We start from the raw sequence: 15,257 nt of genomic DNA on the forward strand, positions 1-15,257 counted from the left end.
TAACGACTCCTTTTTATATTCTACATTCCCTTGGATTCCTTACCTTCTCGTACCCCTAATATTTAATAACATGCTTCTTTCTCCCTAGCTAAAGATGATATAGAGGTTATGTCACTCGCTTCTTTCCTTTCTTCTTCTATGGAAGTAGCTATTATACTAGTCGAGTATCAAACATCATCATTATTTTATAGAACAAATAAGACATCTTCTTAATTCATGCTCTAATTAAAAAAGAGATCTAATACATATCTCTTTATAAAACATATTTAAAAATAAAAACCAAAGGACAACAAGCATATCTCTTTTGTTGTCCTTTAGTTTTTATCGTTGCCTATTCCATATTGTACTAAATTTTTTATTTTACTCTATTATAGAATGAGAATAAAGTTTGATTAAAACATCAATCTGACTTAATTTTTTTCCTACCAAACTAAATTATGCTGTAAATTCCTTATCCATTTAGAATATAGTATTTAGTAATTCTTGTTCTGGACTGAATTTTTTAGTATTATAGCCATCGATTAAACTTCCTTATGTATATTCTCTTTATAAATTGAGTAACTAAAGCATACATTGTTAAAATTCCCAATAACCACAGAAAATAATAAAATGGAAGTGGGGTTAAACCAATTTGAGTACTTAAACTGGTAAATGGAAGGGAAATCCCTATAAACATAACCAAGCCTGTAAGCATCAAAACTGGCCTAGCAGCCGTACTTTGTAGGAAAGGGATATGTTGAGTACGAATCATATGCACAATTAATAATTGTGTTAATAACCCTACTACGAACCAACCCGTTTGAAATAAGGATTGCATCTCAGGAAAATTTGCACCAAATACATTCCACATTACGATAAAAATGATTATATCAAAAACACTACTTACCGGCCCAATAAAAATAATAAAACGAAATAAATCTTTTGTATCCCAACTTCTTGGTTTTATTAAAAATTCATTGTCTACTTTATCCCACGGAATTGAAAGTTGGGATAGATTATATAGTAAGTTTTGACATAATATTTGAATTGGTAGCATTGGAAGAAAAGGAAGAAATGCACTAGCAATTAATAAACTTAATACATTTCCAAAATTTGAACTTGCTGTCATCTTAATATACTTCAGTATATTTCCAAACGTTGTCCGTCCTTCCACTATAGCATCTTCTAAAACATGTAAGTCTTTTTCTATAAGTATAATATCTGAACTCTCTTTAACAATATCATCTGCTGTATGGATAGATACACCAACGTCAGACTGTTTTAAGGCAAACACATCGTTAATTCCATCCCCCATAAACCCGACTGTATGACCATTCATTTGAAGTGCCTTTATAATACGGAATTTTTGACTAGGATTTAATTTTGCAAACACACTTGTTTTACTTGCAAGTTTTCCTAATACCTTATCAGGAAGACTATCAATTTCATAACCCAGTACTGGTTCTCCTATATACAAGCCCATTTCCCTACATACATTTCTTGTCACGGACTCGTTATCACCTGTTAAAATTTTCACTTGTACTCCTTTCTTTTGTAGAGTATGAAGTGCAGCGATAGCCGATTGTTTGGGTGGATTTAAAAAACCTACATATCCAACGAGTATCATATCTGATTCATCATTTATAGAATAACTTCCCACTTTATCACTATTTAATTGTTTATATGCAACTGCAACAACTCGCATCCCCTGCTCTTGCCAGAGTTCAATTAGGTGTTTATTTCTACGCTGGATTTCATCTGTAATAGGAATTATCTTATTATTTTCTTTTATAAAACTACAAATTGATACAACTTCTCTAACTGCACCTTTACAAAGCATTATTCGTTCGTTAGCATTTTTTTCTATAACAACTGAAACTCTTCTTCTATCAAAATCAAATAGACATTCATCTATTTTGGAGTATTGAGACAGATCATATTTACTACTATCTTTTACATAACGTATAACTGATAAATCAATTTCATTTTTATTATTTGTATGGAAGTAACTATTTATATACGCTAATCTTAAAATCTCATCCGACTTCTCTCCATTTGTATCTGTATGGCGTACCAGATCCATCTTATTTTCTGTCAACGTGCCTGTTTTGTCGGTGCAGAGAATATCAATAGCTCCAAGGTTATGAATAGAAGATAGTTGTTTTACAAGTACCTTTTTTTTACTCATATTAATAGAGCCTTTAGCTAAATTAGCTGTTACAATCATTGGAAGCATTTCTGGAGTGAGTCCAATTGCTATAGCAATTGCAAATAAAAAAGCCTCATACCAATTTCCATTAATACCCCCATGGATTATCATGACAATAGGAGTCATGATGATCATAAATTTAATTAATAGCCAACTAACTTTGCTTACCCCTTTATCGAATTTAGAATCAGATTTCTTGTTCATCTTAACCTGATTCTTTGCTATTGAACCAAAGTAAGTATCTGTTCCAGTACCTACAACTATTACTTTTGCTGTACCACTTATAATATGAGTTCCCATAAAACAGAGATTTTCTAATTCAATTAGATTTTGGATTTTTCTAATTTTACGTTTTTTGTACATATGGAAATACTGATTTGATTTTTCAACGGGTAATGCTTCTCCTGTTAGAGATGATTGATTTACAAGTAAATTTTCTGATGAGATAATCCGTACATCTGCAGGCACAATATTTCCAGCAGATAATTCTATAATATCCCCTGGTACAAGATCCTCAAGACCAATTTGTAACTTTCCACTTTCCTCCAATAAAGTTCTCTTATTTTCTTTATAAGGAATATTTCCCTTCCTGAGAACAGTTACCTTTTCATATACAAGATTTTTTAATCTTTCTATAGACTTCTGAGAACGAATTTCTTGTATGAACCGAATTAATACGCTTAACGTCACCATGATTCCCACAATAATAGTACCTTTTATATCATTGGTAAAAAAAGATAACATCCCTAATATAATTAGAAGAGAAATAAACGGACTTCTAAAAGAATTAAATAATGTTATATACCATTTTATTCTTTTTTGAGAAACTACTTTATTTTCTCCATACACTTCAAGCCTCTTAGTAGCTTCCTCGTGAGACAGCCCTTGAGACGTTGTTTTAAAAAAATCTAACGTTGATTTAACATCACTTTTTGCAATTTCAATTAGCATATTATAATTTTTGCTTAATACTTCCTGTTTATAAAAATATTTTTTATTAGATCTCAACAAATTTACCTCCTATCCAAATAAATAGAATTCCCCTGTTTTAAAAAAATAATTATAAAACTACATTCTTATAATTACTCTGAATTTTCAATTAAATCCAGAAGTTCAATAGCACTTAAATAGTATTATTCTCACCATAAATAGTAATTTTTATTTATAAGTTCCCTCTTATTAGCAACAAAAAACTACTATAGCCATAATTTTCAACTGCAACAATTGAGCTAGCACTATACATAATCAAAATTCCAAATACAATTGTAATGATAAGCGAAAACACCAACGGATATTCCAGTAACTTGAATACTTTTTTCATTTCTATTCTCTCTTTCTCTATACTTCCAACGAGTTTGTCTACAAACTTTGCGGAAACGAACTTAGGTATAAAAAAACTTAATATAAGTTTCTTATAACCCTAGTAACATTTTTGCAATGGTAAAGTACAGAATTAACCCCGTTCCATCGACTAATGTCGTAATGAACGGACCTGAGATAACAGCTGGATCTAGCTTTAACTTATTTAAAATCAAGGGTAATACAGATGAAACAATGGACGACCAAATAACAATGAACAATCCAGTAATAGCTACAACTTGCGCGACTTCTGTACCTACGCCTAAAGTGTACGCACGAATTAATGCTGCCACGGCTAATGTAAGCCCTAGTAAAAGGCCTACTAATGCTTCTTTTTTCATAACACGAAATATATCTTTAAATTTCACCTCATTTAGAGCTACAGCTCGAACCAATGTAGTTACGACCTGTGTACCTGTATTTCCACCAGTTCCAATTAACAACGGAATAAAGAAAGCCAGTGCAACTACATGAGTTAATGTTTCTTCATAATGCCGAAGTACAGAACCAGTATATGCTTCTGCTACAAACAGAAGTAATAACCAACCTATACGTTTACGGTATATTTGCCAAATAGAAGTTTCGAAATATGGCTTATCTAATGGGGTGCTCCCTCCTAATTTTTGAATATCTTCAGTTGCTTCTTCTTCGAAAACATCCATTGCATCATCGAAGGTTATAATACCTATCATCCGATTATCCATCGTTGTTACAGGTATAGCGGATAAATCATAATCCATTAGTTTTTGTACGGCTTCCTGTTGGTCTAGGTTCACTGAAACTGAAATAACATCTGATGCCATTATCGATGATAAAGTTTTATCATCTGAAGCTAGCAATAATTCACGAATAGAAACAATTCCATTAAGCTGACCACGTGTATCCAGAACATAAATATACGAAATTGATTCAACCCCTGCCCCAATTTTTCTAATATGCGACAGCGTATCTTTCACTTTCCAATTTTCCCTGGCAGCAATATAGTCAATTGTCATCAAACTGCCCGCTGTTCCAGATTGAAAAACCAGCAGACTTCTAATTCTTTGTTGAGATTCTTCAGACAAAAGTTGTATAAGTTTTTCAGCCTGAAGTGGATGAATTGAAAGAATTACATCAACAAGGTCATCAATAGATTGCCTAGCTAATAGCTCTTCTCCTCTATCCACAGGCAAATTGGTACAAATATTATATTGCTCCTCTGGTGTAAGGTAACTGAGAATTTTCGCACCTTTTTCAGTAGGAAAACATTTTATTAAAGATATCTGATCTTTATGTTGAAAACCTTTTATTTCCATTGCGATATCATAGGATTGAATTTTTATAAGCTCTTGCACTAAGTGTGTATCTTTTGTTGCTAATAATTGTTGTAAGCATTTTTTCATCGTAATTCCTCCTTAAGGACAGTGGTACTTGGTATCATTTTCCCACTTCTAGGAAAACTAATTTCTTCATAAATATGGGATCAATATCATCAATCATTAGTCTTCCCCCCTTTTATAAAAGATTTATTACAAATAAAATTTTGCATATAAAAAACCTCCCTTAGTAATTCAACTAAAGGAGGTTGCTAAAAAAGACATAGCTAAATAAAGCTCATTCCCCCTAGTTGAGTTTTGGCACTATACAACGTAAAGGATGAATCATTCATCACTTAGCTATCTTAAGAAGAGCCTTAATCCGACAATTCCTGTTCTACCCATTGGCATCTTTCGATATTTTTGGGCAATAGCCTGTGTTTGTATAGGAGCCTCACCTAACAGGTCATAGATATCTCAAATTTTTTGTTCGTTTCGTGTTAAAGCATATCTACTATTTTTGAACTTGTCAAGTAATAACAGCACTTATTTTTTCAATTAAGACAATATCAACAACAATAGTAATTTACATAATGCCAATTCCATCGTCTTACGCTATGATTGGCTGACCGTTTCCATCAAATTGTTTCCATTCATATTCTAGCTACCGCTTTTACAACTTCAGGAGGAACATTTTCTTTTAATAATGCGTTATGAGGCTTTACTCCTCTTCTAAAATAGCGTAATAATATTCGTCCCACCATTCATTCCCATGTGGTATACACTTCCTGAAATAGCCTTCTCTTCTCATTCCAATCTTCTCCATCACTCGATATGATGGTATATTCTGTGGCTGACATGTAGCTATAATTCTATGTAACTTCAATTCCTTAAACCCATATTCCAATGTAGCTTGTGCTGCTTCAGAAGCATATCCTTTATTGAAATATTCAGGGTTGAACACCCAACCAATCTCATAAGTATGCTCACCAAAGTATTTATGAAAAACTATATGACCAATCAAAATATCTTTATCAATTAATACTACAGGAAAGTTCTTAGCGTTTTCACCAATATTTTCATTTACAAAGTTTTTTGTATCTTCTTCAGTAAAAAAACCTTCAGGTATGTATTTCATAACATTGATATCTGATGTATACTCATGAACAGCTTGCCAATCTTTGAACTCAAATTTTCGTATTAATAATCTTTCTGTTTTTATAAACATTTACTTTTCCCCCTCAAAAAATTGCAACTATATTTTAAATCCTCATTTAATCCTTAAACTAAAAAGAACTTGTAGGAATCTCTACAAGTTCTTTTTAGTTTAAGGTGAATATACGGGCCAAACAAACTATCTTACAGATTGACTGTAGAAATTTTAGGGGTAATGCTTTGACAAATATATTATATAACAAATATTAACATCTATAGGATTTATTTTTAAAAATCATATGAATTAAGAAAGGAAGTAGTTTTTTTCTTAGATACTATTATTAATAACTGGGTATCATTATATTTCATTCTGCAACTTATTTAGAAGAACTATGTACATTTCGAAGAAGTTTTTCAATAAGTTTTGTTTTTTCATTTACCTTTGTGGCATATGTGAAATCACCATAACAATATGGATACCTAAAATTATTTTTATTTCCACCACAAGTATACATCGCTGGATTTTGATCAACTTTCATCTTAGAAAACTTTTTGGCTGAATCCTCCGAGTGTTGTTTAACTTCTTGACTAGCAACAAAATCAATATACCCTGGCCCCATATTATAGCTTTGAATAATTGTATCCATGCTAACATCCTTGTCCGTTCCATATTTGTACATTTTAGCAAAGTGTTTTACCCCTTGTTCAATGCTCAAGCTTGTCTCTTGAATTTCATTTGGCTTTAATCCAAGTGATTCGGATGACTGCATAGGATCGTTTCCCTCACCTCTACTCTCTTGGTACATAATTCCTAATAAAACTGCTGTTTTCTCTCCTAAATTATATTTTTCTAATTCTTTTTTCAAGGTAGATTCATATTGCAATACACGTTTTTCGGTGGCTAGCGCTTTATTTTTTTGAATATTGGTTTTATGATTAAAATATAGCATTCCAAGTATTATTCCTAAGCCTAAAATACTAATAAGGAACACTTTTATAATTTGTTTTTTACTTGTATCCTTCATATATTCCTCCTCGTATAAAAAATTTAATTTTTCAAAGGTAATTGGTTATTTACAAACTATGTAATGAACATCTATCTCCCGCCCTTTTTAGACTCAAACATCAATACTTTAAGGTTTTAAGTTTAATATAAAAATTTAAAGATAAGGTAAAGATAAGGTAAAGATAAGATAAAGGGCATTTTTTATACGTACTTTAAAAGATATTGGTACAAAGGGGTATGTGGGGAAATTTGTTGATATAAATGGATTTAGTAATAATGGAAAGGTTAACGTACAAATTATTAATAATGGAGGTATCATTCCAGATGATTTACCCTATCTTTTCAATATGCTTTATATAAAAACTACAACATAACATATAATAAAAAAACGGCGAACCCTCGACGTAGGAGAATCCACCATCACAAATAAATGATTATTTCACACCTAGTTTTTCTTTTACTTTCTTAGGAAGCTCATCTTCCTGCACTTCCTCCCAAGCTGTTACACCTTTTTTATCTAAATGATATACACGTAGGAATGCTTCTTTACGAAGATTCTTTTGTGCGATAAATTCTAACTCTTTTTCTTTACCTTCCTTATCAAAACCCGATTATGTATATTCATACTCCTTTCCCATCACTTTACCATCCATAGATTTTGAAACTCCTCCTTTTCCATCCATAGATTTTGAAACTCCTCCTTTTCCATCCATATTAATTTGAACGTAATATTCATCTTTACCAATACGGTTGATATCACACCAAACTAAAACACTTGCAAATACAACTTCCTTATTTTTTACGTACCTGTATATTTTTATCTTTTTACTCACTTTTATTTTTCTTTCTTAACTAACTTATTTAAGATAATCTCATATAAATTACTTAACGAATTAATGCTATTTGCGACATAAAAAAAGAGAGGCGTCTGCCCCCTCTTAGAAGTGAAATTCAACTTGCTGTTCTTTTGTAATTGTCTCATCCCCTCAGGATTAACTGTGTCGCTAAAGAGCAACTTAGCTGATATAATCTCCTCAAGCTTACTCTTAATGAATAGACCTACGCTACCTTCTTTCTTCACCTTCCCATAGAATTTGTTAGCATTCTCATCTTTCTCCTAACTAAGATCTTTTACTTTTACTAATTTCATATGAGAAATTCCCTCCAAATGTACACACTAAGAATGAGATTTGATAGAAGATACTTGTCTACATTTTGACTTTTCCTATTAAAACTGGAATATTTGGTAAAATGTATTAAACACGCAAATAACTTGATATCGTATCTCATGATTTTAATAATGATTCTGTTTTTCATTGTAGTAAGGTTGTTTATCTCATATTGAATTACCTTTCATTTTTCTTACAGGTTCGCAATATTTTTGAAAAGACAGTTTATAAAGCCGAGAATTATTATTTTTTAAGAGATAGCATTGAGGAGTTTTTCATATGCACTGTACTATACGGTACTAGATTCCCGTACAGATTTCATTTACAATTCATTGTATTTTCTTTACCATTTACCAAGTTAAAATGGAACAAATTTATTACTTAGAGTGTCTATTATGTGTATCCCTAAAAATATGAAAGGACTTATTATTCCCCAAAGTAAAGTGATGTAAAAAAGTGTGTATTGAGATACTTCATTTAAATGTTACGAGTTTAATACTTTCACGGGTAAACTATAAAAAAAGAAACACCCTAAACAGCAACTGTTCATTCATATAAACGCTTTGGTTCTGCTTAGCCTGTTAAAATTCAACTTCAGAAGTATCGATATCCAACACCCGCTTTAATTAACATCGGTATTTAAAATACCAAAACAAAATCCATATATCGTTGAAAGAGGTTGAAAATTCATGTACGTTTTAAACAAGTTCTTTACCTACAAAAAGATTGTACCCGTCGTATTACTTTCATGTGTAACACTAATAGGGTGTTCTAATAGTAATACTCCATCTGAACCACCTAAGCAAACAAAACAAATAAAGCAAATTAAACAAGAAAATACAGGTCATGATTCTTTTGCTAAGCTTGAAAAAGAATATAATGCTAAGCTTGGTATTTATGCTCTGGATACAGGTACAAATCAAACTATTGCTTATCATTCAAATGATCGTTTTGCATTTGCCTCTACATCTAAATCATTAGCAGCGGGAGCTCTTTTACGTCAGAACTCAATAGAAGCTCTTGATGAAGGGATTACGTATACGCGTGAAGACCTTTCTAATTATAATCCAATTACAGAAAAGCATGTGTATACAGGAATGACGTTAAAAGAACTTGCAGATGCTTCTGTTCGATATAGTGACAGTACGGCACATAATTTAATTCTTAAAAAGTTAGGTGGTCCATCCGCATTTGAAAAAATCTTGAGAGAAACGGGAGATACGGTTACTAAATCTGAACGATTTGAACCTGAATTAAATGAAGTACATCCTGGAGAAACGCGCGATACCAGTACACCAGAAGCGATCGCTAAGACACTTCAATCATTTACATTAGGATCTGCACTTCCAACAGAGAAACGTGAATTATTAGTAGATTGGATGAAGAGAAATACGACTGGAGATACGTTGATTCGTGCGGGCGTACCAAAAGGATGGGAAGTAGCTGATAAAACAGGCGCAGGATCTTATGGAACAAGGAATGATATTGCAATTATTTGGCCACCAAATAAAAAACCAATTGTTCTTGCCATCCTTTCTAATCATGATAAAAAAGATGCAGAATATGATGATAAGCTTATTGCAGACACAACTAAAGTCGTATTAGATACTTTAAAAGTTACGAATAAAAACTAATAAATTAATAGTTTTCCGTGGTTAGGGGACATATTCTCTAATAAGAGTAACCATACATGAACGTCAAATGATGCTAAAAAAAGAAAAAACACGCAGTTCCATTTGGAATTGCGTGTTTTTATTTTGCTAATTTATTTTGGATAACCGCTTGTGTCATCCAGTACTGATTAGTTTGCACATGGTCTTTTCGAACAAATGCCCCTATGGATTTTGAAAAATCATTATAGTGAAACGCATCCGTTAATCTAAGTACATACCCCTCCTGAATCCCTCCAAAGAGTGAAGTACCGTTGTAGCACGAACGAATTACCTTTTCATTATAGGGGCCACGATATAACACTGGAACGTGTGCAAGGCCTAACTTTTTACACCATGCAACTGCTGCATCCCACGATAAACATTCATTTTTCTCATTCTATATTGAAAAGACATAAAAATAGGACGTCAGTGCTGTGTAGTGAATGCCATGACAAGCATACACATTTTCACCACATATCCTCCAGCCTTCTGGAATTCTATCCCCCCATACTTCCTTGTAACTTTTTTACCCATGTTCTCGATGGGTTATGACCACTTGATAACGACCTTGCATGAATAGCATCTTTATAAAGAGATGTATTTTCACCATCTAACTTCGTACGATTAATTACTTCCTGTAGTAGCCTTTCTACTGTATCTATTTTATCTCATTTGGTTTTCTCAATATTCTTTACTTCTATTTTTTGATTGTTATAACTGGCACTTTCTTAGTATCAGAAATTTCACTGTAACCATAATAAAGTAGAAAAAACAATAAAATAATTGTCCAAATAAATATAAACACTTTATAACTATACTTCATATGAAAAACCTCATTTTCCCTATATAAGTGAATGTACATACACCTTATAAATCCTATTACATGAATTATTGGATATTGCAGTAGTAGAGAATCATTAAGTATTAGAAATTGTTATTCATAAACATATCCAAGAAATCTTCAAAAAATATCATCTAGACATTTTAACATTTCATAAAAATGCACAGATAATATTTTTACGTTTAGCTAAGTAATGCTTATTATGTAATAAATCCTTATCTCTATTTCACCTTAATGTTTATATGTACAAGAGTCTGTGTAGCAACTAGGCTGTACTTTAAATATGTACTAAATTGTGTGTGGGAAAGGAAGCACATTTTATTTAAAGTTGTGACTTTGAACCCTTTAATTAGTTGGTAGTCTTCTTCATTCAGACAGAAAGGAAATTTAAAGTGTGCACGTATTTTCAACTCAGACTCTTTACTACACACACTCCTATACACATAAAACATCTATACCTTTCGTAACATTAAGGAAACAAAAGGAAATGATATAGAAATAATTATAATATTTCGTAACAACCTTGTAACACAAATGTAACACAATACATTTAATCGTACAATACTTTTTTAGCTAATTATCAACAAAGCATTGTTAATATCGTTCAAATTTAATAATGTTCCCATAAAGTAATACATATTGTTTGTGAAGTGTTTTTTCAAAATATAACGAAACCTACCATGACGGAGGAATGTTAATTCAATTTAAGAATAAATGGATTGATACCTTTCTAGCTTTTGTATCCCAATCATAGTATAGAGAGGATTATGGTTATCCAATAAATGTATGTGAACATATACAAGCTAAGCCTTCTAAATAATTACTGTAACTAAAAAAACAAGTAATTATACTTGTTTTTTTAGTTTACTTTCCAATATCGCAACAGTTTTATGTGCTCTCTTTTCCTGTCTACATTATTGGATGCATATCTTACTAAAGATAGCTTCTTTTTTTATGATTCTATTGAAGTAATTAATTGCTGACGTTCTTTATCTCTATAAATTTTCATTTCATGTTTAAACTCGTAATTTCCTACTTCAAATCTAGCCCATTCCTTACTTGTCCAATATACTACATCTACATTTTCTTTTAAGATTGCAGAACACACATCCACTAATTCATCTTTGTAAAATGGAGCTTCTTTTGCTAATTCAAAAGCAAGCACTTTTGGATCCTTAGTTTTAATTTGAAGTTCCCTAGAGGTTTGCCCTAAATACTGCCATGGCGATGGTATTGATTGAACTTGGGCATCTCCCCTATCTTGAAACTGTGATGGAGAATAATTTGTTGAAGCAAATGTAGGTTTACTTACTCCTATTGCTGTTCCTAAAACAATAGAACCAATAATAAGTTTTTTAATCATTTTTTCAGCCCCTTTAATAATTTTGGATATGCTTCATTTTTATACCACGTTCACAGTCATGTAAATAAAGATAATTTGACATAATTCTGCGTTTTCCTCGAAAAATGCATATTAATTACACACCTTAAATTTACCGAAAACAAAATTGTTGGTTAAGGTAAACTTTCTTGTCGTAAGTATACAATTTTTGTATAAAAATTAGTTTTTAAAATATTTGCATACTTATTGATAAAGCTTCCTGCCATACCTTATTCGAAGCCAATTTACCTCTACCTACTCACTTCGCATTCCTTGAAGAAGGAATCTTCTTGACTAAAACGATAAAAAAGTTGGGGATTTCCCCAACTTTTTTATACGTTTATTGTCTTATTAATCCTGTAGATGTAACCCGATATGTTCTTTTCTTTCCGATATATTCCTGTTTTCCATTCTCAAGGTTAGTTAAAGTCGCGCGTGTTTTTTCCTTTGCTGCTTCCCCTTCTATATGAGTAAATTCTATATAATCTCCCTCTTTTACAGGTACTGTTTGGGTTTCAGCATTTTGTTGTCTATTTCCCATAATTTCCTTATTGTACATAACGCTACCAGATGAGTTCTGGACTTTAATACTTGCATATGTGCTATTGAAATAAGAATGCGGTACACCAGCTTCTAATATTCGCTTTAAAACTTAGATATATTTAATATTTTTTTCACTACTATTATTAATCAAATTATAGTATTTTGTATTAAAATCTTATGATTTAGGACTAAATAACTTAATTGATCACACTATTTGACTCAGAATTGTTTACCAGAAAAACGTTATGTAAACTCTCTATTTGTCAATTAGACAAAATAGTTTATTTGCTGGTACCTTATCATTAGCTAGAAAGAGCCTACTAAAAAAACGTAGACTCCTTTAGGTATCTAAACATTACATATATTTCAAACGTAGATTCCTCTAACGTTAACACCTGCCCAATTCCAGCGTTGTTTACAAGGATATCAAATGTAGTATCACCTATATATTTTTGAAGAGATTGATCCATCATTGAATACAATTTATTAATGCCATTAAAAGTACTTAAGTCTGCACGAATCGCAAATACGGAACCGCCATCTTTTTTAATTTTATCCACTACACTTTCTGCTTCTTCTTTTCTTTTACTATAGTGAACAACGACTAACGCACCAGCCCGTGCCAAATGTAAGGCAATACTTCGACCTATCCCCCTACTAGCCCCTGTTACTAATGCAATTTTCCCCTTCAATTTATTCATCTCATCATCCCCTGGTTTAAAAAAATCTACTTAGTTATATCACAAGATACCCTTTGAAATGTTGCTCACTAATTTGATATCCATAAAACCAAAAGGCCCACTCATAATTATAAGAGTCGGCCTTTTCACTTCACATATTCATTAGCTTTACATACAGCATCCCCAACTGTTATGTACTTTGTACTAAGTATAATAAAGACTCTAAATGGTATTATAGGTAAAGCCAACTTAAACTAAAGTTAATTCATATACATTTTGCTTAGAGTCTCTGCCTTTAAACAGTTCGTTTAGGATTCTATGCATATATTCAATAAAATTTCAGCAATGCCTGTATTTTTCATCTTTCATATTTTTCTTTGTTAGCTATGAGTATACTTAAAAAACTAAAAACTATTTGATAATCTTTTAGAATCTAACTTTCTTTTAATACTATTTGCTATTTCTTCAATATTTTCATTTAGAAAGAAATGATTACCTTCAAAAGAATGAAAAGTACACGTTTTACTTGTGTATCGTTCCCATTTTATTACTTGATCATATGTAGTAAATTCATCATTTTCCCCATTAAATATAAGAAAATCAATATCACATGGTTGTGTATTTTTGTCATGAATATACGTCTCAACGATTTTAAAATCTGCTCTTAGAATAGGGAGAAAAATCTCCATTAATTCTTCTGATTGCAGTACCCCAGATGGTGTACCTCCCATTGCAATAACTTCTCTTTTAAATTGCTCATTAGAAAGATTATGTCGGATATTTTTTATTTTACTATTTGGATGATTTCTACCGGACAAAACAAGAAATTCAGGCGATACGTTTTTAGAATCTTTTATTTTTCTAGCTAATTCATAGGCGATCAAACTTCCCATGCTATGCCCGAATAGAATGTAGGGCGAATCATCTATCTGCATAACTATTTTATTGTAGACATCATTTACTGCCTCTTCCATACTTTGGTACAAGTTTTCTTCAATTCTATATCCTCTACCAGCTAACTCTATCGGGACTACCTCAATATATGGATTAAAGTGATTTTTCCATTTTGCGTAACTAAACGCAGATCCCCCAGCATGTGGAAAGCAAAAAAGTTTAGTCTTCTGCATTGATTTTCTCCTTACTTTCAAATTTGTATATATTTTGGCAAATTGCATAAATGTCTTTAATTATTATCTCTTGCGGAAATTCATCCCTTGTTGCACAAGCAGATAACTTATAATTTGGATCAATGTTATATTGTTTAAAGTAAAAGTTTTTAGGTATATTCTTGTATGAAATTAAAGTTCGTGATTCTTTTTTTATAGAGAATGAATTTAATGGGGTATAAAGCCCTTTTCCAATCGTTTTTATATAGCTTTCTTTTAATGTCCATAAATCAAAAAAACAATTAATTTGTTCATCAGAATTCATATTAGATATATCATAAAATTCATCCGCTGAAAAAAATTCTTTTGCTAATTTAAGAGCCTCTATCTCTGAAATCTTTTCTATATCAATACCCACATTAAAATTAGCAGTAGTACAAACCACCCATTCTCCTGAATGTGACAGATTAAAATGAAAGTCAGAAAAATTTTCAACAAAAGGTTTTCCATACTCATTATATTTAAATCTAATTTCTTCATTATTAATTTTATACTTTTGGCAGATTAGAGATCGGATTAGTAAATCCCCTATCAGGGTCCTATTAACGTCACATGAGTTTAATAAACGCTTCATTCGTTCTTTCTTCTCATTTGAAACCAAGTTACTAAGTTGCTTAAACAAATGACTTTCAATATTCTTTGGTATTTTCACAGCTTGAATGTGTATGATAAATCACTTCCTTTTTTAAAGATGGCTTCATATATGTGCGTTACATAAATTCAAATTAACTTTATTAAATTGCAAATACAATAGAAAAGGTGCATATTTACATATCAATGAAAATATACACCTTTCCTCAATAATATCATCAAAGCATTAGT

The 15,257-nt window shown here is 31.5% G+C and carries 8 protein-coding genes, 6 pseudogenes and 1 riboswitch; of the genes and pseudogenes, 3 read left to right on the top strand and 11 right to left on the bottom strand.

Going from position 1 to position 15,257, the window contains the following annotated elements; translation table 11 throughout:
- Nucleotides 1–508: 508 nt before the first annotated feature.
- From mgtA to B9A45_RS17615, 4 genes are all read right to left on the bottom strand, one after another.
- Entirely contained in the window at nt 509–3,199 is a 2,691-nt protein-coding gene (gene mgtA / locus B9A45_RS17600) for a magnesium-translocating P-type ATPase (RefSeq protein ID WP_084064409.1), read from the bottom strand.
- A 401-nt stretch (nt 3,200–3,600) separates the two neighbouring features.
- Complete coding sequence (gene mgtE, locus B9A45_RS17605; RefSeq protein ID WP_016109994.1) at nt 3,601–4,929, bottom strand: magnesium transporter; 1,329 nt, start codon at nt 4,927–4,929, stop codon at nt 3,601–3,603.
- Nucleotides 4,930–5,138: 209 nt separating this feature from the next.
- Nucleotides 5,139–5,315: riboswitch (M-box (ykoK) riboswitch) on the bottom strand.
- 248 nt (nt 5,316–5,563) lie between these two features.
- Entirely contained in the window at nt 5,564–6,070 is a 507-nt protein-coding gene (locus B9A45_RS17610) for a GNAT family N-acetyltransferase (RefSeq protein ID WP_000470142.1), read from the bottom strand.
- 304 nt (nt 6,071–6,374) lie between these two features.
- Complete coding sequence (locus tag B9A45_RS17615; RefSeq protein WP_000655717.1) at nt 6,375–7,022, bottom strand: lysozyme family protein; 648 nt, start codon at nt 7,020–7,022, stop codon at nt 6,375–6,377.
- A gap of 214 nt (nt 7,023–7,236) precedes the next feature.
- On the opposite strand from B9A45_RS17615, the pseudogene B9A45_RS32805 reads away from it, so the two are divergent.
- Nucleotides 7,237–7,359, top strand: a pseudogene (locus tag B9A45_RS32805) (histidine kinase); the annotation flags it as partial.
- A 78-nt stretch (nt 7,360–7,437) separates the two neighbouring features.
- On the opposite strand, the pseudogene B9A45_RS17620 reads toward B9A45_RS32805, so the two are convergent.
- A pseudogene (locus tag B9A45_RS17620) lies at nt 7,438–7,824 on the bottom strand (YxeA family protein).
- A gap of 1,037 nt (nt 7,825–8,861) precedes the next feature.
- Between B9A45_RS17620 and blaIII the strand changes: the two are divergent.
- Complete coding sequence (blaIII, locus tag B9A45_RS17625; protein WP_084064412.1) at nt 8,862–9,806, top strand: class A beta-lactamase BlaIII; 945 nt, start codon at nt 8,862–8,864, stop codon at nt 9,804–9,806.
- A 118-nt stretch (nt 9,807–9,924) separates the two neighbouring features.
- Here the strand turns inward: blaIII and B9A45_RS33230 are convergent.
- Nucleotides 9,925–10,287: pseudogene (locus tag B9A45_RS33230) on the bottom strand (RNA ligase family protein).
- 1,045 nt (nt 10,288–11,332) lie between these two features.
- Here B9A45_RS33230 and B9A45_RS31760 point away from each other — a divergent pair.
- Nucleotides 11,333–11,419: pseudogene (locus B9A45_RS31760) on the top strand (DUF2278 family protein); the annotation flags it as partial.
- 198 nt (nt 11,420–11,617) lie between these two features.
- Here the strand turns inward: B9A45_RS31760 and B9A45_RS17635 are convergent.
- The 5 genes and pseudogenes from B9A45_RS17635 to B9A45_RS17655 all read right to left on the bottom strand — a co-directional run bounded on the left by B9A45_RS17635 (nt 11,618) and on the right by B9A45_RS17655 (nt 15,009).
- Entirely contained in the window at nt 11,618–12,028 is a 411-nt protein-coding gene (locus B9A45_RS17635) for a hypothetical protein (RefSeq protein ID WP_000592188.1), read from the bottom strand.
- Between the two features lie 358 nt (nt 12,029–12,386).
- Nucleotides 12,387–12,683 (bottom strand): annotated as a pseudogene (locus tag B9A45_RS17640) (putative mucin/carbohydrate-binding domain-containing protein); the annotation flags it as partial.
- A 277-nt stretch (nt 12,684–12,960) separates the two neighbouring features.
- Nucleotides 12,961–13,290: pseudogene (locus tag B9A45_RS17645) on the bottom strand (SDR family NAD(P)-dependent oxidoreductase); the annotation flags it as partial.
- A gap of 383 nt (nt 13,291–13,673) precedes the next feature.
- Nucleotides 13,674–14,396, bottom strand: coding sequence for a thioesterase II family protein (locus B9A45_RS17650; protein WP_001172935.1), 723 nt, complete (start codon nt 14,394–14,396; stop codon nt 13,674–13,676).
- Nucleotides 14,383–15,009, bottom strand: a complete 627-nt coding sequence (locus B9A45_RS17655; RefSeq protein WP_016109990.1) for a 4'-phosphopantetheinyl transferase family protein — start codon at nt 15,007–15,009, stop codon at nt 14,383–14,385. Before B9A45_RS17655 ends, B9A45_RS17650 begins: the two co-directional genes overlap by 14 nt.
- Nucleotides 15,010–15,257: the final 248 nt, after the last annotated feature.

Origin of the sequence: Bacillus sp. JKS001846, from assembly GCF_900176455.1 — a bacterium.
Lineage (GTDB): Bacteria > Bacillota > Bacilli > Bacillales > Bacillaceae_G > Bacillus_A > Bacillus_A cereus.

Coding starts and splice junctions, on each gene's coding strand:
- mgtE (WP_016109994.1), bottom strand. CDS start 4,929: ATGAAAAAATGCTTACAACAATTATTAGCAACAAAAGATACACACTTA.
- B9A45_RS17610 (WP_000470142.1), bottom strand. CDS start 6,070: ATGTTTATAAAAACAGAAAGATTATTAATACGAAAATTTGAGTTCAAA.
- B9A45_RS17615 (WP_000655717.1), bottom strand. CDS start 7,022: ATGAAGGATACAAGTAAAAAACAAATTATAAAAGTGTTCCTTATTAGT.
- blaIII (WP_084064412.1), top strand. CDS start 8,862: ATGTACGTTTTAAACAAGTTCTTTACCTACAAAAAGATTGTACCCGTC.
- B9A45_RS17635 (WP_000592188.1), bottom strand. CDS start 12,028: ATGATTAAAAAACTTATTATTGGTTCTATTGTTTTAGGAACAGCAATA.
- B9A45_RS17650 (WP_001172935.1), bottom strand. CDS start 14,396: ATGCAGAAGACTAAACTTTTTTGCTTTCCACATGCTGGGGGATCTGCG.
- B9A45_RS17655 (WP_016109990.1), bottom strand. CDS start 15,009: ATGAAGCGTTTATTAAACTCATGTGACGTTAATAGGACCCTGATAGGG.